Source organism: Herbaspirillum sp. BH-1 (assembly GCF_002870055.1).
In the GTDB taxonomy this organism is placed as follows: Bacteria; Pseudomonadota; Gammaproteobacteria; order Burkholderiales; family Burkholderiaceae_D; genus Herbaspirillum; species Herbaspirillum frisingense.
This window is the reverse complement of sequence record NZ_PKOI01000017.1, coordinates 20,284-40,013: the sequence shown is the minus strand read 5'-3', so window position 1 is coordinate 40,013 and position 19,730 is coordinate 20,284. Positions and strand designations below refer to the sequence as shown.

Annotated in this window: 16 protein-coding genes; 9 read left to right on the top strand and 7 right to left on the bottom strand. The window is 65.1% G+C overall.

Annotation, left to right across the window (positions count from 1 at the left end):
* Positions 1–13 precede the first annotated feature (13 nt).
* From ribA to HBH1_RS19425, 3 genes are all read left to right on the top strand, one after another.
* Positions 14–706, top strand: a complete 693-nt coding sequence (gene ribA / locus HBH1_RS19435) for a GTP cyclohydrolase II (RefSeq protein WP_006463413.1) — start codon at positions 14–16, stop codon at positions 704–706.
* Positions 707–852: 146 nt separating this feature from the next.
* Positions 853–2,052, top strand: a complete 1,200-nt coding sequence (locus HBH1_RS19430; protein WP_102664038.1) for a CobW family GTP-binding protein — start codon at positions 853–855, stop codon at positions 2,050–2,052.
* A 173-nt stretch (positions 2,053–2,225) separates the two neighbouring features.
* Positions 2,226–5,066 carry a bifunctional diguanylate cyclase/phosphodiesterase gene (locus HBH1_RS19425; RefSeq protein WP_102664037.1) on the top strand — a complete coding sequence of 947 codons (2,841 nt, stop codon included), beginning with the start codon at positions 2,226–2,228 and terminating at the stop codon, positions 5,064–5,066.
* Positions 5,067–5,105: 39 nt separating this feature from the next.
* Here HBH1_RS19425 and HBH1_RS19420 read toward each other — a convergent pair whose 3' ends face one another.
* Both HBH1_RS19420 and HBH1_RS19415 read right to left on the bottom strand, forming a co-directional pair.
* Complete coding sequence (locus HBH1_RS19420) at positions 5,106–6,041, bottom strand: AEC family transporter (protein WP_102664036.1); 936 nt, start codon at positions 6,039–6,041, stop codon at positions 5,106–5,108.
* A 48-nt stretch (positions 6,042–6,089) separates the two neighbouring features.
* Positions 6,090–6,815: a GntR family transcriptional regulator gene (locus HBH1_RS19415; RefSeq protein WP_102664035.1), complete on the bottom strand. Its 726-nt coding sequence runs from the start codon at positions 6,813–6,815 to the stop codon at positions 6,090–6,092.
* 136 nt (positions 6,816–6,951) lie between these two features.
* Here HBH1_RS19415 and mnmC point away from each other — a divergent pair, with 136 nt between their 5' ends.
* Positions 6,952–8,874 carry an FAD-dependent 5-carboxymethylaminomethyl-2-thiouridine(34) oxidoreductase MnmC1 gene (gene mnmC, locus HBH1_RS19410; protein ID WP_102664034.1) on the top strand — a complete coding sequence of 641 codons (1,923 nt, stop codon included), beginning with the start codon at positions 6,952–6,954 and terminating at the stop codon, positions 8,872–8,874.
* Here the strand turns inward: mnmC and HBH1_RS19405 are convergent.
* Together HBH1_RS19405 and HBH1_RS19400 are read right to left on the bottom strand one after the other, a co-directional pair.
* On the bottom strand, positions 8,849–9,187 hold the full coding sequence (locus HBH1_RS19405; RefSeq protein ID WP_102664033.1) for a YXWGXW repeat-containing protein: 339 nt from the start codon (positions 9,185–9,187) through the stop codon (positions 8,849–8,851). The two genes, mnmC and HBH1_RS19405, sit on opposite strands and share 26 nt — an antisense overlap.
* Before the next feature lie 222 nt (positions 9,188–9,409).
* The gene (locus tag HBH1_RS19400; protein ID WP_102664032.1) at positions 9,410–10,423 is read right to left on the bottom strand and encodes a helix-turn-helix domain-containing GNAT family N-acetyltransferase; all 1,014 of its coding nucleotides are present in this window, start codon (positions 10,421–10,423) and stop codon (positions 9,410–9,412) included.
* Between the two features lie 256 nt (positions 10,424–10,679).
* Between HBH1_RS19400 and HBH1_RS19395 the strand changes: the two genes are divergently transcribed.
* Entirely contained in the window at positions 10,680–12,287 is a 1,608-nt protein-coding gene (locus HBH1_RS19395; protein ID WP_102664031.1) for an NAD(P)/FAD-dependent oxidoreductase, read from the top strand.
* Between the two features lie 100 nt (positions 12,288–12,387).
* On the opposite strand, the gene phaP is transcribed toward HBH1_RS19395, so the two are convergent.
* The 3 genes from phaP to HBH1_RS19380 all read right to left on the bottom strand — a co-directional run bounded on the left by phaP (position 12,388) and on the right by HBH1_RS19380 (position 14,757).
* A complete protein-coding gene (gene phaP / locus HBH1_RS19390; RefSeq protein ID WP_006463404.1) occupies positions 12,388–12,957 on the bottom strand; it encodes a TIGR01841 family phasin in 570 nt (189 codons plus the stop codon).
* Positions 12,958–13,206: 249 nt separating this feature from the next.
* A complete protein-coding gene (locus HBH1_RS19385; RefSeq protein WP_102664030.1) occupies positions 13,207–14,421 on the bottom strand; it encodes a patatin-like phospholipase family protein in 1,215 nt (404 codons plus the stop codon).
* A 129-nt stretch (positions 14,422–14,550) separates the two neighbouring features.
* Positions 14,551–14,757: a DUF3717 domain-containing protein gene (locus HBH1_RS19380; RefSeq protein WP_006463402.1), complete on the bottom strand. Its 207-nt coding sequence runs from the start codon at positions 14,755–14,757 to the stop codon at positions 14,551–14,553.
* A 310-nt stretch (positions 14,758–15,067) separates the two neighbouring features.
* Between HBH1_RS19380 and HBH1_RS19375 the strand changes: the two genes are divergently transcribed.
* The 4 genes from HBH1_RS19375 (at position 15,068) to HBH1_RS19360 (ending at position 19,725) form a co-directional block, all read left to right on the top strand.
* Positions 15,068–16,324 (top strand): SfnB family sulfur acquisition oxidoreductase, encoded by a 1,257-nt coding sequence (locus HBH1_RS19375; RefSeq protein ID WP_102664029.1) that lies wholly within the window; start codon positions 15,068–15,070, stop codon positions 16,322–16,324.
* Between the two features lie 17 nt (positions 16,325–16,341).
* A complete protein-coding gene (locus HBH1_RS19370; RefSeq protein ID WP_102664028.1) occupies positions 16,342–17,721 on the top strand; it encodes an LLM class flavin-dependent oxidoreductase in 1,380 nt (459 codons plus the stop codon).
* Positions 17,722–17,842: 121 nt separating this feature from the next.
* Positions 17,843–18,664, top strand: coding sequence for a MetQ/NlpA family ABC transporter substrate-binding protein (locus HBH1_RS19365; protein WP_102664027.1), 822 nt, complete (start codon positions 17,843–17,845; stop codon positions 18,662–18,664).
* Positions 18,665–18,789: 125 nt separating this feature from the next.
* The gene (locus HBH1_RS19360; protein ID WP_102664026.1) at positions 18,790–19,725 is read left to right on the top strand and encodes a DMT family transporter; all 936 of its coding nucleotides are present in this window, start codon (positions 18,790–18,792) and stop codon (positions 19,723–19,725) included.
* Positions 19,726–19,730 lie beyond the last annotated feature (5 nt).

The window sequence follows — 19,730 nt, the reverse complement described above, 5'->3', positions numbered from 1 at the left end:
AAAGCAGGTTGTCATGTCCTCATCCATCGCCCCGGCCGCCGCCGCGCCGGAAGAAAAACTGGTCTTCGTCAGTTCGTGCAAGTTGCCCATGCCCTGGGCCACCTTCGAGCTGCACGCCTTCTACGATGAAGTTTCCGGCAAGGAACATCTGGCCCTGACCCTGGGCGATGTCGGCAACGGCGTGCCGGTGCTGGGCCGCGTGCATTCCGAGTGCCTCACCGGCGACGCCTTGTTCTCCCAGCGCTGCGACTGCGGCGCCCAGCTGGAGGCCGCCCTGAAGAAGATCGCCAAGGAAGGCCGGGGCGTGCTGTTCTACCTGCGCCAGGAAGGCCGCGGCATCGGCCTGTTGAACAAGATCCGCGCCTACCACCTGCAGGACCAGGGCGCCGATACCGTGGAAGCCAATGAACGCCTGGGCTTCCCGGCGGACATGCGGCGCTACACCATCGTCTTGCCCATGCTGGCCCACCTGAAGATCACCAGCCTGCGCCTGATGACCAACAACCCGCGCAAGGTGAAGGCGCTGGAAGAGAGCGGCATCACCGTGGCCGAGCGCATTGCCCTGATCGCCAACCACAATCCCTTCAACATCGGCTACCTGGGGACCAAGGCGCGCAAGCTGGGGCACCTGCTGCCGGGCCTGGGCAAGGGCGAGGCCCAGCCGCAGCCGGAGAAGGTGCCGCTGGATGCGCACGACAATGAGTGAACTGCACGGGTAAGCTGCGCGAGGGAATCGCACAACACCAGACGGGCCGATACGGTCCGTCTTTTTTTTGCCCGTTCCGGCCTGCCCCCTTGACGCATCGGTTAGCATGGTGACTGGACTGTCCATTCTCATCCCGTCTTTACAACATGAACCCATCCGTACCCGCCGGCGCTGCGCCGATTCCCGTTTCCCTGCTCACCGGTTTCCTGGGCAGCGGCAAGACCACGCTGTTGAATCACCTGATCACCCAGCCGGAAATGAAGGACACGCTGGTCATCATCAACGAGTTCGGCGAGATCGGGCTGGATCATCTGCTGGTGGCGCACAGCCAGGAAGAAACCATCGTCGAGATGAGCAGCGGCTGCCTGTGCTGCACCATCCGTGGCGATCTCAAGAAGACGCTCAAGGACATCAGCTGGCGCTTCGCCGAAGGCGGCCAGCGCAAGTTCAACCGGGTGGTCATCGAGACCACCGGCCTGGCCTCGCCCACGCCCATCCTGCACACGCTGATGACGGACCCCTTCATTTCGGAGCGCTATCGTCTCGATGGCGTGATCGTCACGGTCGATGCGGTCAATGGCATGTCGACCCTGGACAATCATCCGGAAGCCGTGCAACAGGCGGCGGTCGCCGACCGCCTGCTGCTGACCAAGACTGACCTGGCCGACGCTGCCACGCTGTCGGCGCTGCAGGCGCGCCTGCGTACGCTGAACCCCGGTGCGCGCCAGTTGCAGCCGCAGGTGGGCCAGATCGCGGCAGGCGAGCTGCTGGATGCGGGCCTGTTCAAGCCGGGCGAGAAGATGCCCGACGTGGCGCGCTGGCTCAACGAGGAAGCCTTCGCCGAGAAAGCGGCCCAGCATCACCATCACGGGCATGACCACCATCACCACGGTCATCATGACCATGGACATGATGATCACGGCCACGCGCATGCACACGCGCATCACGAGCATGATCACGCCCACGACGTGAACCGTCACGACGACCATATCCGTGCCTTCTGCTTTACCTTCGACGAACCGATCGACCCGGTGCTCTTCGATGAATGGCTGAGCTTGCTGGTGGGCTTCAAGGGGCCCAACATCCTGCGCATCAAGGGCATCCTCAACCTCAAGGGCGAGGAACTGCCGACCGTGATCCATGGCGTGCAGCACATCTTCCATCCGACTGCCACCTTGCCGCAGTGGCCTTCCGAGGATCGCCGCAGCCGCATCGTCTTCATCACCCGCGACGTCGAGCGCGCCACCATCGAGCGCTCCTTCGACGCCTTCATGCAGGCCCAGCAGATCGAGCGGGAGGCGCGCGAGGCGCAGCAGAAGCGCAATGCGGCACCGGCCGCCTACTGAGCAGGACCGGCCGCGCAGGCGGCCGCATGTTCCCGTGGGGAAACATGAAAACGACCTGGCGATGGGATCCGCGCCCGCCGGGAGTGTGCCGATTAAAAATAAATCCGCTACGGCCGATAACGAGGGATAGTCCGGATTATGATCGGGCTCACTAAAGATATAACGATTCATTTATGCAGCGTGTGATCAACAAGCTGGGGGCAACGTTGTCGGCATCGCTCACGCTGATGCTGGGTTTGTGCGCCACCGTGACGGTCTTCGTCGCCACCAGCCACCTGGAAGAGGATGCCGTCAACCTGGACTTCGAGCGCCGGGCCGGTCTGCGCGCCTTTACCATCCAGCGCGGGCTGGAAGAGGCGGTCCAGGTGCAGTCGGTGGTGAATCACTTCTATGCCACCGTGGGAGACCCCAGCCGCGAGCAGTTCGAGAGCTTCACCCGCCCGCTGCTGGAGCGCTATCCCTACGTGCGCGCCTTCAGCGTGCAGCGTTTCGTGTCCGACGAAGACCGGCCGGTCTTCGAGGCTCTACGCCAGGGGGCCAAGCCGGGATTCGAAATCACCGCCCTGCAGGATGGCCGTCTGCAAAGCGCGCCGCAACAGGCTTCCTATCTGGTGGTGGATTATGTCGAACCGACCGCCGGCAATGAAGCCGCGCTGGGCTTGGACGTTTCCGGCAACGCCGCCATCCGGCATGCCCTGGATGCGGCCCTGGTCAGCGGCCGGCCGGCCTCGACGCTGCCGCTCCAGCTGGCCCAGTCCGGCCCGGACGAGCGCGGCCTGCTGGTGATCCAGCCGGTCTACCGGGGCGGTGTGCAGCCCACCGACCACGCGGCGCGGCGCGCCCTGCTGGTGGGCGATACCACGGCGGTGCTGGAACTCAATGGCCTGGTGCAGAAGATCCTCGACGGTGCCGGCCTGACCTCGGATCACGAGATCGGCCTGCGCATCTACGTCGGCCGGGAGGCCGAGCCGGGCAACCTGGTGTATCGCCATGACAGCGCACCGCGGGAGACGCACTGGCTGGACCAGCTGCTCAAGCCCGGTACCCTGTTTCGCCATCCTTCCAGCACCGTCACCCGTTTCGACATCGCCGGCCAGACCTGGCACATGGAGATCAGCATCCCCCCGCGCTCGGTCTTCGCCGACCATTACGGTTCGCTGCTGATCCTGCTGGTGGGGGTGATCGCCTCGCTGCTGGGCGCGGCCTACATGCGCGCTCTGTCGATGCGCTCGCACCGGGTGCAGCAACTGGTGGAAGACAAGACCGCCGAGCTGCGCACCACCAACGCCCTGCTGTCGGACGACATCAAGGCACGCCGGCTGGCCGAGCGCGCATTGCGCCTGCGCCATCAGGCCATCGAGGCCAGTGCCAATGCCATCCTGATCCTGTCGGCCCAACAGCCCGACTACACCATCGAATACGTCAACCCGGCGTTTGCCCGCATCACCGGCTACAGCAGCGCCGAGGCGGTGGGCAAGAGCATCCGCTTCCTGGAGGGACGCGACAGCGATCCCGAAGGTTTCGAGACCGTCTGGATCGCCATGCGCGAGCAGCGCGAGCACAACGTGGTCCTGCGCAACTATCACAAGGACGGTTCGGAGCTGTGGAACGACTTCTACATCGCCCCGGTGCGCGACGAGAGCGGCGAGGTCACCCACTTCGTGGCGGCGCTCTACGACATCACCTCGATGAAGCGCTATGAAGCCGAACTGGAATTCCAGGCCAGTCGCGATACGCTCACCGGCCTGATCAACCGCCACATGCTGCGGCACCATCTGGAACAGGCCATCGGCGTGGCCGAGCGACAGAAGCAGGCCCTGTGGGTGGTGTTCGTCGACCTGGACCGCTTCAAGTTCGTCAACGACACCCTCGGCCACAAGGCCGGCGATACCCTGCTGCGCACGGTGGCCGGGCGACTGCGCGCGGCGGTGCGCGAAGCCGATACCGTGGCGCGCCTGGGGGGTGACGAATTCATCATGATCCTGCCGGAGCAGGATGAGCTGTCACTGGATACGCGCAGCCTGCAACGCATCATGGATGCGGTGGCGGCACCGGTGACGCTGGGCGGGCATACCCTCTTCATGACCTGCAGCATCGGCGTGGCCTGCTATCCCAACGACGGCACCGATGGCGAGACCCTGATCAAGCACGCCGATATCGCCATGTATCGCGGCAAGCAGACCGGTCGCAACAATTTCCAGTTCTATACCCCGGCGATGAACGAGCAGGCGCTGGAACGCCTGCGCATCGAAGGCGACCTGCGCAATGCGCTGGACCACGGCGAATTCCTGCTGCATTACCAGCCCAAGGTGGACCTGGCCAGCGGCCGCGTGATCGGCAGCGAGGCATTGATCCGCTGGCAGCATCCGCAACTGGGCATGGTCTCGCCGGCTCGCTTCATCGGCCTGGCCGAGGAGACCGGCCTGATCCTGCCCATCGGCGCCTGGGTTTTGCGCACTGCCTGCGTGCAGTGCCGCCAGTGGCAGTTGAAGGGGCATGAAGACATCAGCGTCTCGGTCAACCTCTCGGTGGGCCAGTTCCTGCAGAAGGACCTGGTCTCCTCCATTGCCGACGTGCTGGAAGACACCGGCCTGCCGCCGGCCTCGCTGGAACTGGAACTGACCGAGAGCCTGATGATGACCGATGTCGAGCACGCCATCGGCATCCTGGCGGGGTTGAAGAAGCTCGGCGTGCGCCTGTCCATCGACGACTTCGGCACCGGCTATTCCTCGCTGGCCTACCTGAAACGCTTCCCCATCGACGTACTCAAGATCGACCGCTCCTTCGTGCGCGACATCACCATCGACGCCGACGATGCCGCCATCACCGCATCCATCATTTCGCTGGCACGCCACCTGAAGCTGCGCGTGATCGCCGAAGGCGTGGAAACCGACGAGCAGCTGGATTACCTGCGCCACTACGGTTGCGACGAGATCCAGGGTTACCTGTTCAGCCCGCCGGTGCCGGCCGACAAGTTCGAGCAGATCCTGCGCGAGGAACGGGTCATGCTGTAAGCGCGCCCGCGCTGCCGTGGCCGCTACTGCGTATCACCTTCAGTGGTGTGCGATCCAGGCCAGGATCACGGCGATGGTCGGCAGCGAGAGCGTGGTGGAGATCAGGATGGCGCGCGACATGGCCGTCACTTCCCGCTGATACAGCTCGGCCAGCATGAACGGCCCGGTGCCGATCGGCATGGCCGCCAGCAAGACCGCACTGTCAGCCCACACCCGGGGCAGGGGCAAGATCCAGTAGGCCAGCACGGCCGTCACCGCCGGTTGCAGCAGCAGCTTGAAGGCCACCAGCAGCCACACCGGCGCACTCTCGCCACGCTGTACCGGCTGCGCCAGGAACAGCCCCAGCGACACCAGCGCACAGGGGCTGGCCGCGCCCCCCAGAATCTTGAACAACTGCTGCACCCCGCTGGGGATGGTGGCCCCGCTCAGGGCCACTGCAATCCCCGCCACCGGCGCGATCATGATGGGATTGCGCAGCAGCGAGCGCCCCACCTTGAGCACCGTCTGCCCCAGCCCGGCCTGGGCATGCAGACAGGTCTCCAGCAACACGATGGCCACCGCGAAGAGCAGGCAGGCTGTCATCATCATTGCGATCACCGAGGGCGGCAGGCCATCCCGGCCGAAGGCCAGGTAGCACAGGGGAATCCCGATGAAACCGACATTGGCGTAGGAGCTGCCCAGGCTGTCGATGATGACGTCGGCCGCCGCCGCCTTCTGCCGCAGACGCAGCCAGGCGGTCAGCAGGAACACCAGTGCCACGCCCGCCGCGAAGACGCCGATGAAGCGCAGGTTGGCGAAGTCGGCCGCTGTCAGTCGCGACATGGAATCGAACAGCAGGGCCGGCAGCGCCAGCCAGATCACGAAGCGGTTCAGCTCGCTGGCCGCACCGGCCGACAGGATGTTGCGGCGACGGCAGATCCAGCCCAGGAAGATCAGTGAAAAGATCGGAAAGACGATATTGAAGATGGCAAGCATGGCTGGGCGCAGCCGTGCTGCGAGCGAATGAAGGTGAGGGTGAAGCGGTCAGGCCTGCCGGCCGGCCTGGCCTGTCTGTTCTCTTTGTTCTGTTTGTTGTGCGCCATCCAGCGCCCGCGCCAGGTGTTCGGCCGCGCCTTCGGCATGCTCGCGCGCCAGCTTGTCGGCCAGCGCCGGCTTGCCCTCCAGCACGGCCTGCAGGATCGCCTCATGCTCGTCCCACACCATCTGGTGCGAGCGCACATCTCCGGCCAGGATGGCACCCATGGCGCGGCGGATGTGCTGCCAGTGCAGGGAGGTGGTCTCGGCGATGACGGGATTGCCGCTGCTGCGATAGAGGAACTGGTGGAAGTCCATGTCGGCCCGGATGCGCGCCGACAGGTCGTCCATGTCCGGCAGGGCGCGGGCCGCCGCGATCAGGGCCAGGCCCTCGCTGGCCGTGGCGGTGCGGCGGGCCGCATCCTGCTTGCAGTGCGCGGCACAGTCGCGTGCGGCCAGGCCGTCCAGGACCGCACGCACCTGGTAGAGCTGCAGCAGCCGCTGCGGATCCAGGGCGGTCACCATCACCCCCTTGCGACCGGCATCAGTGATGAAGCCCTCACGCCGCAGGATCTGGAACGCCTGCAGGATGGGCTGGCGCGACACGCCCAACTGTTCGGCCAGGCCTTCCTGCGTGATCTTGCTATTGGGCGCCAGCGTGCCGGTGCAGATGGCATCCAGGATGGCGTGGTAGACCTGTTCGATGAGCTGGGCGGGGGCGGCAATCTTGAGCATTGCGTGTAGGTTCGCTTTTTCTGTGTTCTGTATGCAGATTATGGAGAGCGGTGGGCTTTGTCAAGGCGCAAGGTCTGCGCAGGCGGGCGGCGTAGAATGGCGGCCTTGATCGATTCCGCCCCTGGATGCCCCGAGAATGCCTGCCTGCCCCCTCCAACCTGCCTCCCCGGAATTGCTGGCCGCCTGGCGTGCCGACGCCGCGCAATCTGCGCCCGGCCCGGTGGCGATCCCTGACTGCCTGAGCGAGCAGTCCACGGCCGTGGTGCTGGACCTGCATTTCGGTCTGGGCCATGCTTTTTTCGCCACCTGGCATACCTTCGCGCGACAGTGGGCGCAGGGGCCAGTGCAGCGCCTGCATTACATCGCCATCCTGCCGCACCCGCCGACGGCGGACGCCCTCCATTCAGATTTGACTTATGCACAGGCCTTGCGCGAAGCCTGGCCCTTGCCGCTGCCAGGCACGCACCGGCTGCTGCTGGACCAGGGCAGGGTGGTGCTGACACTGATCTGGGGCGCACTGGAAGAAGAGCTGGCGCGGCTGGAGGCGCCAGTCGATCTGTTCTACCTGCATGCCGATCCGCAGCGCTTCGACGCCGCTGCGCCGCCCTGGCATGCACATGCCTGCAAACGGCTGGCGCGCCTGGCGTGGACCGGCGCCCAGGCCATGGTGTGGGGAATCGAGGAGGCGGCGGCTGCGGCCTTGACGGCGGCGATGCGCCAGGTCGGTTTTACCGCTCACCCGCGTGGCCCACTTCGGGACGGCGCGTTGACCTTGCGCTACGCGCCGACCTGGGCGCGTCCGGCTTCGCATGTGGCGAGCAGCGATACACCTTTGCAGCGTCACCCGCGCCAGTCCCGCCATGCCCTGGTGATCGGCGCCGGCCTGGCCGGCACGGCCATCGCCGAACGTCTGGCCGCACGTGGCTGGCGCATCGATCTGGTGGATGCCGGGCCGGACGTGGCCACGCGTGCTTCCGGCAATCACGGCGGTCTCTTCATGCCCGCGTTGGCACGCGACGACAGTCCGCTGGCGCGCCTGACGCGTGCGGCCTTCCTGTTCGCAGCGCAACGCTGGCAGGCACTGGGGGGCGTGGGCTTGGAGGAGGGTGCGGCCATCACCGGCGAATGCTGCGGCATCCTGCAGTTCGGGCGCGATGCCAAGCAGGCCTGGTCCTTCGAACAGGGGGCGCAGCAATGGCAGTATCCCGCCCGTTATGCGCGCTGGATGTCGGCCGACGACACCGCCGCCGCACTGGGCATGCCGACCATGGGCGGGGGCTATTTCTTTCCGGAAGCGGGCTGGTTGCATCCGCCTTCGGTCTGCCGCCGCCTGCTGGCGCAGGCCGGCTCATATGGACAGCTTGCCACCCACTTCAGTCGCGCTGTGGCGCGCCTGCAGCGCAAGGACGAGAACAGGCAGTGGCAGGCGCAGGCCGCAGACGGCAGCGTGATCGCCCAGGCGCCGGTGGTGATCCTGGCCGCCGGTGCACAGGCCAGGGCGCTGATCCAGGCAGCCGACCTGCCACTGAACGCGGTGCGCGGCCAGGTCACGCATCTGCCGGCGCAAGGATTTCCCGACCTGCCGTACGCCCTGTGCGGTGACGGCTACCTGACCCGGCCCTATGCCGGGCAAGTCTGCATGGGTGCCAGCTACGACCGCTTCGACGATCCCGTCTTGCGGGTCGACAGTCATGCCGACAATCTCGACCGTCTGCGTCACATGCTGCCGCAGATCGACCAGCACCATGGGCAGCCGGGGTTGCCGGATGCCGCCGATCCCGATCTGGGCGGGCGGGTCGGTCAGCGCTGTATCGCGCCCGACCGGCTGCCGCTGGTGGGAGCACTGCCGGGGCAGGACCCGGGGCTCTACGGTGTGCTGGGCTATGCGTCGCGGGGCCTGATCTGGGCACCGCTGATGGCGGAACTGCTGGCGTCGATGATCGAGCGCGAGCCCTTGCCGCTGCCGCGTGATCTGGTGGCGGCGCTGGACCCGGCTCGTTTCGCGGGCGTGTCAGCCGGTGCGTTCGACGCGATCAACGCGCCCAGTGACCCGGAATGAAGTGCCAGCCGCCGCCCGGGCCTTGTTGCCAGTGGGCCGGCTCGTAGCGCGCATAACCGCGACGCACGCGTTCCCAGTGGCCACCCACCCAGACGTGGCGGTGACCGTTCCAGGCCCAGTAGCCCGGTGCCCAGGCATAGCCATGGCGGGGCGGCGGGGCGACTTCATAGCGCGGGGCCGGTGGTGGCGTGCCGATGCGCACATCCACGCCCACCACCTGCGCCTGGGCGGCGGGGCCGGCGGCCAGGGCGGCGCCCAGGGCGGAGAGGGTGGTGACAAGGGCGAAGGCGATGCGACTTGTTGTGGTTTTCATCATGGACTCCTGTAATGGACAGCATGGCGGTGGATGCAGCGCGTCGCTGTGGTCGCGCCGTGAAGCCACTGTAGGAGCCGCTCTTCTTTAAGACTGTAATGTTGTGTTTCCAGTTGTTTCCTGGTGCGGGTGTGCGCCGCGCCGGCATCGGGGCGGGCGCAGCACTGCATCCGGCTGCCGTAACAACTCCGGGCAGATTGATACTTTGCGATACCGGCTCGATCAGCGCCGGGCCGGTTCAGTCACTTCAGTTACTTCAGTCACCTTGCTACGCGCTGCCCGCACATAGCGCTGCTCCACCACCCGGCTGCCCCATTGCTCCCCGGGCGACTCCTCGGCCAGCGTGAAGCCTGCCGCCAGATACAGGTGGCGCGCCGCATCCAGCCCCTGGAAAGTCCACAGGTAGCATGCGAATCCATGCGCATCGACAAAGGCCATGGCCTCCTCCAGCAGGCGCCGGCCCACACCGGCGCCGCGCAGGCTGTCATCGACGATGAACCAGCGCAGGTGGGCCACCCCGCTGGCGGGATCACCATCGATGACGATCGACGCCAGGGTGCGTCCCTGCTCCACATGCGTCCAGAGTTGCTTGCCGGCGGCCGGCAGCAGCTGGGCGAAGGCCCCCAGTTCGCTACCCACCTTGTGCTCGAAGAACACGCCAAAACCGGCCGCCTCGGCGTAATAGCGCGCATGCAGGCTGGCGATGTCGCCGATGCAGCCGGGCTGGTAGCCGAGGCACAACGGTATCGGCTGCTTCTCTTGCGAGGCTGCGGCATTCGGGTTTTCACGCGACAGGGCCTGCGAATACAGCGCCAGTGCGCGTAGCAGGCCCTGCTGGTCTTCCGGCACGATCCGCCGCAGCGCCGCCGAGACCTGGTCGGTGGCGAACTTGTCGATCTTCTTGCGCAGGGCCTGCCCGGCCTCGGTCAGCGCCAGGCTGAAGGCCCGCCCGTCAGCCTCCAGTGGCGTACGGCGCACCAGGCCCAGGGCTTCCAGCTTGGCCAGCTGGCGGCTGGTATTGGACTTGTCCAGATACAGCAGCTCGCCCAGATCGCGCGCCTGGATGCCGGGATTGAGCCCGATCTCGATGATGGCGTGCACCGCCGAGGGCGCCATGTCGCTGCCGGCCAGCGTGCTGCGCATGAAGCCCAGTTCGCGCACCAGCTTGCGGGAGAGCTCCCGCAACTGGCGGATGGTGTGTTCCCGTGACGGTAGCTGCAGGCCGTCGTAGTCCATGGTGTTCTCCCGATTCAGTCTTATGGTTGCGATATGCAATCAATGTACGGCCAGATGATTGCGTAGTGCAACCAGTTTTGCAGGCCGCTCGCTGAGCTGTCTCGCGCGCGCAACTGGCGTCGGGCGGCGTCGGGTTGGGGGCGGACAGCCTGCTGGAGTAGAATGTCGCCTTTCGCGCAGCCCGCCCGCCGTGACCCTGCCGGCCGCCGTGGCGCGCCACCTCCTGCATCCCCAGCCTTGTTGAAAGTCTCCGCACATGTTGCGCATCTCTGAGCTAAGCCTTCCGTTGAACCATACGGAAGATGAACTGAACGCCGCCATCCTCGACCGCCTGGGCATCCAGGCCGACGAGATGCTGTCCTTCACGCTGTTTCGGCGCAGCTACGATGCCCGCAAGAAGACGGCCATCACCCTGAACTACACCATCGACGTCGCGCTCAGGAACGAAGCCGAAGTCCTGCAGCGCAACGCGAAGAAAACCAATGTCGGCCCTACGCCCGACACTTCCTATCATTTCGTCACCCGTGCCCCGGCGACCCTGAAGAAGCGCCCGGTGGTGATCGGGTTCGGGCCGTGCGGGCTGTTTGCCGCGCTGATCCTGGCCGAGATGGGCTTCAACCCCATCATTCTGGAACGCGGCAAGACCGTGCGCGAGCGCACCAAGGACACCTGGGGCCTGTGGCGCCAGCGCGAGCTCAAGCCCGAGTCCAACGTGCAATTCGGCGAAGGCGGTGCCGGTACCTTCTCCGACGGCAAGCTCTACAGCCAGGTCAAGGACCCCAAGCATTACGGTCGCAAGGTGCTGTCCGAATTCGTGGCCGCCGATGCGCCGCCGGAGATCATGTACGTCAGCAAGCCCCACATCGGCACCTTCCGTCTGGTCAAGATGATCCAGCTGATGCGTGACAAGATCGAAAAGCTGGGCGGTGAATTCCGCTTCGAACAGCGGGTCGAGGATGTACTGATCGAGGATGGCCGCATCCGTGGCCTGACCCTGGCCACCGGCGAACAGATCGAGGCCGACCATGTGGTGCTGGCCATCGGCCACAGCGCCCGCGATACCTTCGAGATGCTCTACGAGCGGGGTGTCTACATCGAGGCCAAGCCGTTCTCCATCGGCTTCCGCGCCGAACACCCGCAGTCGCTGATCGACAAGTGCCGCTTCGGTCCCGGGGCCGGCCATCCCATCCTGGGCGCGGCCGATTACAAGCTGGTGCACCATGCTTCCAACGGACGTTCGGTGTACAGCTTCTGCATGTGCCCGGGTGGCACGGTGGTGGCGGCCACCTCCGAGCCGGGCCGGGTGGTCACCAATGGCATGAGCCAGTATTCCCGCAACGAGCGCAATGCCAACAGCGGCATCGTGGTGGGCATTTCGCCGGCCGACTATCCCGGTCATCCGCTGGCCGGCATCGCCTTCCAGCGCGAGTGGGAAAGCCGCGCCTATGAGCTGGGTGGCAGCAACTACGACGCCCCGGCGCAACTGGTGGGCGACTTCATCGCCAACCGTCCCTCGACGCAACTGGGCAGCGTGGAGCCGTCCTACAAGCCGGGCGTGAAGCTGGGCGACCTCAATCCTTCGTTGCCGAGCTACGCCATCGAGGCCATCCGCGAAGCGCTGCCGGCCTTCGAGAAGCAGATCCGCGGCTATTCCATGCACGACGCCGTGCTGACCGGCATCGAAACGCGCACCTCATCGCCCATCCGCATCAAGCGCGACGACCACAGCCTGCAGAGTCTCAACACCAAGGGTTTGTATCCGGCCGGTGAGGGTGCTGGTTATGCCGGTGGCATCATGTCGGCCGCCATCGACGGTATCCGTGTGGCCGAGGCGCTGGCGCTGGACATGGTGGCGCAGGCCTGATGGTCGGACCGCCCATGCAAAACGCCGCTCCGGTTGCCCGGAGCGGCGTTTTTCGTTTGCCTTGCTGCGTATTGTCTGACGCGTTGGCTTGCTGCCTGGCTTACTTCTTGGCGCGGGCCGAGGCGACGGTCTTTTCAGCTGCAGCCGTGAATTGCTTGGTGGCGTTGGCCAGGTTGGCTTCCAGGGTTTCCACAGCCTGCTTGGAGTTCTTGGACAGTTGCTCGTAGGCAGCGTTGGCGTTGGTCAGGGTGGCCTTGAGGATGGACACGGCCTGTTCCGAACCCGGGGGCGCATTCTTGCTGATCTCGTCGATCAGGGCCGACAGCTTGCGGCTGGTTTCGGAAATCTGGGCTTCAGCCGCCTTGGTGAATTCAGCCTGGGTCGAGGACACGATGCCGGCCAGGTGACGGCTGTAGGCGGTGGCCTTCTCGGCGCCCGGCTGGGCTTGTGCAGCGGCCAGCGACAGCAGTTCCTGCGGGTCCTTGGCGGCGGCCAGCTGCTTGGCGGCGGCGGTGGCTTCTTCCAGGGTGGCCTTGGTGGCCGACAGGTTCAGTTCAACGATCTTTTCCACGCCTTCGAAGGCCTTGGCAGTCAGGTTGTTGATGAGGTCCAGGTGGGCTTGCAGGTTGGCCTTGGTAGCGGCGGAAAACTGATCTTGGTACGAAAACATGTTCATCTCCTAGGTGATAGATATGACAAATGAGCAAATGAGCTTGCCGACGAGCGTGACGATCAAACAATCGGCTTTCGAGAGCGGCTTTCGACCAGAATCAACAAACAATCATGATTTGTGCGCCGCAACAATTCCTATTTTATGCACTTCTTTGGTGAAATCAAGTGTTTTTTGTGCGCCGCACAAAAATAGTGGCGAGGTCGTTGAAATTATGCGACGCCGCGCCCGCAGCGGCTTTGCGGGCGATCAAGCCGAACGTTCGGTCGTTTTCTCCGGCTGCACCTGCGTATGGCCGCTGGGCAGGTCATGCACCACGATGCCGGCATCGGTCTCGCTGAAGGCACAGCCCTTGCCCAGGGCGATGGCGCGCAGGCCGTCCTGATAACCCTGTTCCCAGCGCCATAACACGGAGCCACGGGCGAAATTGACGTCCTTGGAGGCCATGTTCCAGTCACGCCCGGCATAGGCCAGCCGCACGATGTGAATGGTACTGTCGGCGCCGAGCTCGGCCATCATCTGCTTGTCTTCCTGGGTCAGCATTTCACGCGGCAGGCGCTTGTAGAGCGCATGGGCGGCGCGCCGCAGGTGGTACTGCTGCAGGTAGGCATCGATGTGGCGCTGCGAACGCGAGGCGAAGGTGACGTCCTTCTCCCGCGTCTGCACCTCTTCCAGGGTGCGCGGTTCGGGACCGTCGGCATGCCACAGATCCACCATCATGCACAGCAGGTTGGTGCGGGGCTCATCGTTGAGGACGGCTTCCAGCGGCGTGTTGGAATACAGGCCACCGTCCCAGTACAGCTCGCCATCCACCCGTACCGGTGCGAAACCCGGGGGCAGGGCGCCGCTGGCCATGACGTGTTCCGGTCCCAGTGGCTGCTCTCGGGAGTCGAAGTTGACCAGCGTGCCACAGGTGACCTTGACCGCCGCCACCGTCATGCGGATACCGGACTGGCTGTTGAGGTAATCGAAATCCACCAGCCGCGACAAGGTCTCGCCCAGCTCGGCGGTGCTATAGAAACTGGCGTCCTCGGGTGACACCGGCAGGCCCAGCGAAAAGGCATTGAGCGGGCGCGGCCGGAAGAAGCCGGGTGCACCCCGCAGGAAGGTATCCAGCGTAGTCACGCGGGTGGCCCAGGGGCGCAGTGCATCGGGCACCTGGCGCAGGTCGAACAGGTCGGGGTGGGCCACCGTTTCCCAGAACTCGCGCAGACGGGCGATGCGGGTCTCGCGCGGATTGCCGGCGATCAGGGCGGCATTGATGGCACCGATCGAGGTCCCCACCACCCAGTCCGGCGTGAGGTCGTGCTCGTGCAAGGCCTGATAGACACCGGCCTGGTAAGCCCCCAGCGCGCCGCCGCCCTGCAGCACCAGCGCCACGCGCGGCTTGACCGCCGGCGCGGCGGACCGGCTGGCGGATTTGCGGGGAGCGGACGGGGCTGTCTGTTCGGGGTCCTTGCGCATCGTTCATCCTTTCAGGGAGTGCCTGTCACCGCCAGGGCGACCACTTCGTCCAAGGAGTCTAGGATAGCGCGCTTACGGGAACGTGACCGGACCAATATGCAAGTGCCGGCAAATGCCCGGCGGCACCGATCAGCTGGCCAGCCAGGCCTCGATCAGTTGACGTGCCTGTGCATCGATCTGTTCCAGGTCGACCTCATGACGGCGATGGAAGATCATCAGCGCGTACAGCCCGGCGAGGGCATTGACTTCGGGGGATAGTGCGCACTCCTCTCCGCTGGCCGGACGCTGCTGGCGCCAGTAGTTGATTGCATCTTCGAGTTCGGTGAGGGTGAGCATGGCGGTGATTCTTGATAAAGACTTAAGCTGAAACGTCGGCGCATTCTAACGCATTTCGCCCCCGAATACTGGTTGGAAATACAGTGCTGACGCGCTTGCCGGAGGGCATCAACCCACGGCCCGGCGCTGGTCTCGCCATGGACAGCATGCGAAAAGCAAACAAGCACATGCGTAATGCTTCGTTCGGATTCACAGGTCGCTTTGCTCTAATGACCGTCTGCTGACGCAAGGCTTGCACCACCGGTCTCCCATTTTCTACTGAGCTGGCCCCGACCTTGCGCTGACCTCTCCCCGAACTCGATCGCCCGCCATGACCCAGACTGCTGCTGCTTCCGCCACCCTGCTCGATACCCTGCCGCCGCCCTCGGCGACCTCCACCCGCCTGGTCGCCCGCATCCGCGACGAGGCCGAGGCGCTGGCCGCTGCCCGCAAGCTGGCCGAGGATTTCCGCCGTGAAGCCGGCCTGCGCGACCGCGAACGCAAGCTGCCCTGGGACGAGCTGGAGCGCTACGTGCGTTCCGGCCTGTGGGGCATCAGCGTGCCGCGTGAATACGGTGGCGCCGGTGTGTCCTATGGCACGCTGGCCGAGGTGATCGCCATCATCTCCGCTGCCGATGGCTCGCTCGGACAGATTCCGCAGAATCACTTCTATGCGGTGGAGCTCATCCGCGTCAACGGCAACGAAACGCAGAAGCGCTTCTTCTTTGAGCGCGTGCTGCAGGGCGACCGCTTCGGCAATGCCCTGGCCGAGCTGGGCACCCGCACCTCGCACGAGCGCAAGACCAGCCTCGCACGCAACCCGCACGGCCCCGGCTACCGCATCAATGGCCGCAAGTTCTACGCCACCGGCGCACTCTATGCCGACTGGGTCCCGACCTCGGTGATCGACGAACAGGGCGTGCAGCAACTGGCCATCGTCCCGCGCCATGCCGCCGGCCTGACCGTCATCGATGACTGGTCCGGCTTCGGCCAGCGCACCACCGGCAGCGGCAGTGCCGTATTCGACAACGTGCAGGTCCCGGCCGACGCCGTGATCGGGTTTGCCTCGGCCTTCACGCGCCCGACCCAGATCGGCCCGCTGGCGCAGATCCTGCACGCCGCCATCGACCTGGGCATCGCCCGCGCCGCGTATGCCGACCTGCTGGAATTCGTGCGCACCCGATCGCGTCCCTGGATCGACAGCGGTGTCGAACGCGCCGGTGACGATCCGTTGACCCTGCGTGAAGTGGGTGACCTGACCATCCAGCTGCATGCCGCCGAGGCATTGCTGCAGCGTGCCGGTGACCGGCTCGACACCGCCGCCGCAGAGCCGACCGAAGACAGTGTGGCCGCTGCCTCCATCGCCGTGGCCGAAGCGCGGGTCTTGACCACCGATGTCTCGCTGGCCGCCGGCAGCAAGCTCTTCGAACTGGCCGGTTCTCAGGCCACCCTGGCGGAGCACAACCTCGATCGCCACTGGCGCAATGCCCGTACCCACACCCTGCATGATCCGGTGCGCTGGAAATACCACGCCATCGGCAACTACGTGCTCAACGGCCAGAATCCACCGCGCCACGGCGCGCTCTGAGCCATCCGGGAGCCATCATGAGCAGGAAGGAAATCCGCCTCAACGCATTCAACATGAACTGCGTCAGTCACATCAATCACGGCCTGTGGACGCATCCCCGCGACCGCTCGCAGGACTACACCGATATCGCCTATTGGACCGGCCTGGCGCGCCTGCTGGAACGCGGCAAGTTCGATGGCCTGTTCCTGGCCGACATCGTCGGCGTCTATGACGTCTACCAGGGCAATACCGACCTCACCCTGCGCGAAACCATCCAGTTGCCGGTCAACGATCCCATGATGCTGGTGTCGGCCATGGCTGCCGTGACCGAGCACCTGGGTTTCGGCATCACCGCCAACCTGAGCTACGAAGCCCCGTTCCTGTTTGCACGCCGCATGTCCACCCTGGATCACCTGAGCAAGGGACGTGTGGGCTGGAACATCGTCACCGGCTATCTGGACAGCGCCGCCCGCGCCATGGGCCTGCACGAACAGCTGGAACACGACCAGCGCTATGACCGCGCCGACGAATTCATGGACGTCGTCTACAAGCTCTGGGAAGGCAGCTGGGAAGACGGTGCCGTGCTGCGCGACCGCGCGCGCCGCATCTATGCCGACCCGGCCAAGGTGCACAAGATCGCCCACCATGGCGACTACTATCACGTCGAAGGCATCCACCTGAGCGAACCCTCGCGCCAGCGCACGCCGGTGCTGTACCAGGCCGGTTCCTCCGGGCGTGGTCAGGCCTTCGGCGCGCGTCATGCCGAGTGCGTCTTCATCTCCAGCCAGAGCAAGGACGCCACCCGCAAGCTGGTGCAGAGCATCCGCGACGGCGCCGTGCGCGAGGGGCGCGATCCGGAGGCGATCAAGATCTTCATGGGCCTGACCGTGGTCACCGGCCGCACCGAACAGGAAGCCCAGGACCGCTATCGCGAATACGCCAGTTACGCCAGCCCGGAAGCCGGCCTGGCCCACTTCTCGGCCGGCACCGGTATCGACTTTTCGCGTTACGACCTGGATGAACCGATCCGCCCTGCCAAGACCAACGCCATCGAGTCGCTCACCAAGACGGTCACGCAACCGGAGTCGAACTGGACCAAGCGCAAGCTGCTGCAGCAACTCGAACTGGGTGGCCGCTATGCCAGCATCGTCGGCGCCCCGGATCGCATCGCCGACGAACTGGAAAGCTGGGTCGCCGACACCGGCATCGACGGCTACAACCTGACCCGCACGGTGACGCCGGAGAGTTTCGAAGACTTCGTCGATCTGGTCATTCCGGTATTGCAGGAGCGCGGCTCCTACAAGCGCGAATACGCACAGGGCAGCCTGCGCGAAAAACTCTTCCAGCGTGCCGCGACCCTGCCGCAAGAGCACGTAGGCGCGGGCTTCCGAAGGACCGCTGCGGTCGAGCACGCCTGATTCCACCCCAGGTGCTGGCGCGTGTTGGCACATGCGCGCAGCACATATGCAAAGCGGAAATGATTCCTTCCGCCCCGCTTGAGCGGTCGCTACATTGGACCTTTTTCAATCGGGGAAGAGAATGAAGTTCAACGCAGCGAAATGGATTTCCGGCGTCGCCCTGTGCGCGCTCGCCAGCATCGGCGGGACGGCACAGGCCGCACCGGATCAGGTGATCCGCGTCGGCGTCACCAGTGGTCCGCACGCACAGATCTTTGAGCAGGCACGACGCGTCTTCGAACGCGACAACCCAGGCTACAAGGTCAAGATCATCGAGTTCAACGACTACATCCAGCCCAACGCCGCCCTCGATGCGGGCGAACTCGACGCCAACAGCTACCAGCATCGCCCCTTCCTCAATGCCCAGATCAAGGCACGCGGCTACAAGCTGTACGCCGAGGGCAAGACCATGATCGGCCCGATGGCGGTCTATTCGAAGAAGTACCGCAAGCTTGAGGACGTCCCCACTGGCGCCAAGATCGGCATCCCCAACGACCCCGCCAACGAAAGCCGTGTGCTGTTGCTGCTGCAGAAGCATGGCGTCATCAAGCTGCGTGCCGGCATCGACCCGCTCATCGGCACCAACGCCACCCCCATCGACATCACCGAAAATCCGAAGAAGTGGAAGTTCGTCGAGATCGACGCTGCGCAACTGCCACGCACGCTGGACGACCTCGATGCCTCCGCCATCAACGCCGACTATGCTTCCAAGGCCGGCTTCAATCCCGCCCGCGACAGCCTGGTAGTGGAAAGCGGCGACAGCCCCTATGCCTGCCTGATCGCCGTGCGCGAGAAGGATCGCGGCCAGCCATGGCTGGGCAAGCTGGTGCAGGCCTATCAGTCGCCGGAGGTGAAGCAATACATCGAGACGGAATTCAAGGGCGGGATTCTGGCGGCGTGGTAAACATGGGCGGCGCTGGCCGCCGTGCGTCACCTTTCGGTCGGTAGCTATTGAACGGGTAAAATGCTGGCTCCCCCAGCGCGCCACATTTCATGGCGCCTGGTCCCGAGACAAACATCAAACCGCACATGAGCTACACCCCCAGCCGCCCCATGGGCTACGGCTGCCTGATCCTGAGCATGTCCATGGTGGGCGCCTATGTGGCGCTGACCAAACCGCTGGCGGCGATGCTGCCGGTGTTCCTGCTGGCCTGGCTGCGCTTTGGCATCGGCGCCATCGCCATGCTGCGCTGGCTGAAGAAGCCGGCCGATGAAAAGCCGCTGAGCCCGCAATCGCGCTGGCTGGTCTTCCTCGAATCCTTCCTCGGCAATTTTCTCTTCACGCTGTGCATGATTACCGGGGTGTCGATGACCAACGCGGTCTCGGCCGGCGTGATCATGTCGGCGATTCCGGCGGTGGTGGCGGTGATGAGCTGGGTCTTCCTGAAGGAGAAGATCAGCCTGCGCGTCTGGGGTGCGGTGGCCTGCGGCGCCATCGGTATCGGGTTGCTGTCGCTGGCCAAGGATCATCACGGAGCAGCGGCCGCAACCAGCCACGGCCAATACGCGTGGCTGGGCAATGTGCTGGTGTTCTGTGCGGTGCTGTGCGAGGCCGCCTATGCCGTCATCGGCAAGAAGCTGACCGCCGTGCTTACGCCCAAGCGCATCAGCGCCGTCATCAACCTGTGGGGACTGCTGCTGATGACGCCCATGGGCCTCTATACCGCGCTGCAGTTCGACTTCGTTTCGGTGCCGGCCAACATCTGGCTGTTGCTGGTGTTCTACGCGCTGGCGGCCAGTGTGTGGACCGTTTGGCTGTGGATGACCGGCCTGAAGGTGGTGCCGGCCGCGCGCGCGGGCGTGTTCACGGTGATGCTGCCGATATCGGCCGCCGTGGTCGGTGTGCTGGCGCTGGGCGAGAACCTGTCGGCGCTGCAGGCCACGGCCTTTGCGGTGGCCCTGGCGGGGATGTTCCTGGCGACCTTGCCTGGCCGTTCCAGTTCTGAAAAATTACCGCTGCATTGAGCGAG

Bases quoted from the DNA above. Each gene is read 5' to 3' on its own strand.
- HBH1_RS19405 (WP_102664033.1), bottom strand. From the start codon at position 9,187: ATGAAAACCACAACAAGTCGCATCGCCTTCGCCCTTGTCACCACCCTC.
- HBH1_RS19365 (WP_102664027.1), top strand. From the start codon at position 17,843: ATGAAGTTCAACGCAGCGAAATGGATTTCCGGCGTCGCCCTGTGCGCG.
- HBH1_RS19425 (WP_102664037.1), top strand. From the start codon at position 2,226: ATGCAGCGTGTGATCAACAAGCTGGGGGCAACGTTGTCGGCATCGCTC.
- mnmC (WP_102664034.1), top strand. From the start codon at position 6,952: ATGCCTGCCTGCCCCCTCCAACCTGCCTCCCCGGAATTGCTGGCCGCC.
- phaP (WP_006463404.1), bottom strand. From the start codon at position 12,957: ATGTTTTCGTACCAAGATCAGTTTTCCGCCGCTACCAAGGCCAACCTG.
- HBH1_RS19395 (WP_102664031.1), top strand. From the start codon at position 10,680: ATGTTGCGCATCTCTGAGCTAAGCCTTCCGTTGAACCATACGGAAGAT.
- HBH1_RS19400 (WP_102664032.1), bottom strand. From the start codon at position 10,423: ATGGACTACGACGGCCTGCAGCTACCGTCACGGGAACACACCATCCGC.
- HBH1_RS19375 (WP_102664029.1), top strand. From the start codon at position 15,068: ATGACCCAGACTGCTGCTGCTTCCGCCACCCTGCTCGATACCCTGCCG.
- ribA (WP_006463413.1), top strand. From the start codon at position 14: ATGTCCTCATCCATCGCCCCGGCCGCCGCCGCGCCGGAAGAAAAACTG.
- HBH1_RS19370 (WP_102664028.1), top strand. From the start codon at position 16,342: ATGAGCAGGAAGGAAATCCGCCTCAACGCATTCAACATGAACTGCGTC.
- HBH1_RS19430 (WP_102664038.1), top strand. From the start codon at position 853: ATGAACCCATCCGTACCCGCCGGCGCTGCGCCGATTCCCGTTTCCCTG.
- HBH1_RS19380 (WP_006463402.1), bottom strand. From the start codon at position 14,757: ATGCTCACCCTCACCGAACTCGAAGATGCAATCAACTACTGGCGCCAG.
- HBH1_RS19415 (WP_102664035.1), bottom strand. From the start codon at position 6,815: ATGCTCAAGATTGCCGCCCCCGCCCAGCTCATCGAACAGGTCTACCAC.
- HBH1_RS19360 (WP_102664026.1), top strand. From the start codon at position 18,790: ATGAGCTACACCCCCAGCCGCCCCATGGGCTACGGCTGCCTGATCCTG.
- HBH1_RS19420 (WP_102664036.1), bottom strand. From the start codon at position 6,041: ATGCTTGCCATCTTCAATATCGTCTTTCCGATCTTTTCACTGATCTTC.
- HBH1_RS19385 (WP_102664030.1), bottom strand. From the start codon at position 14,421: ATGCGCAAGGACCCCGAACAGACAGCCCCGTCCGCTCCCCGCAAATCC.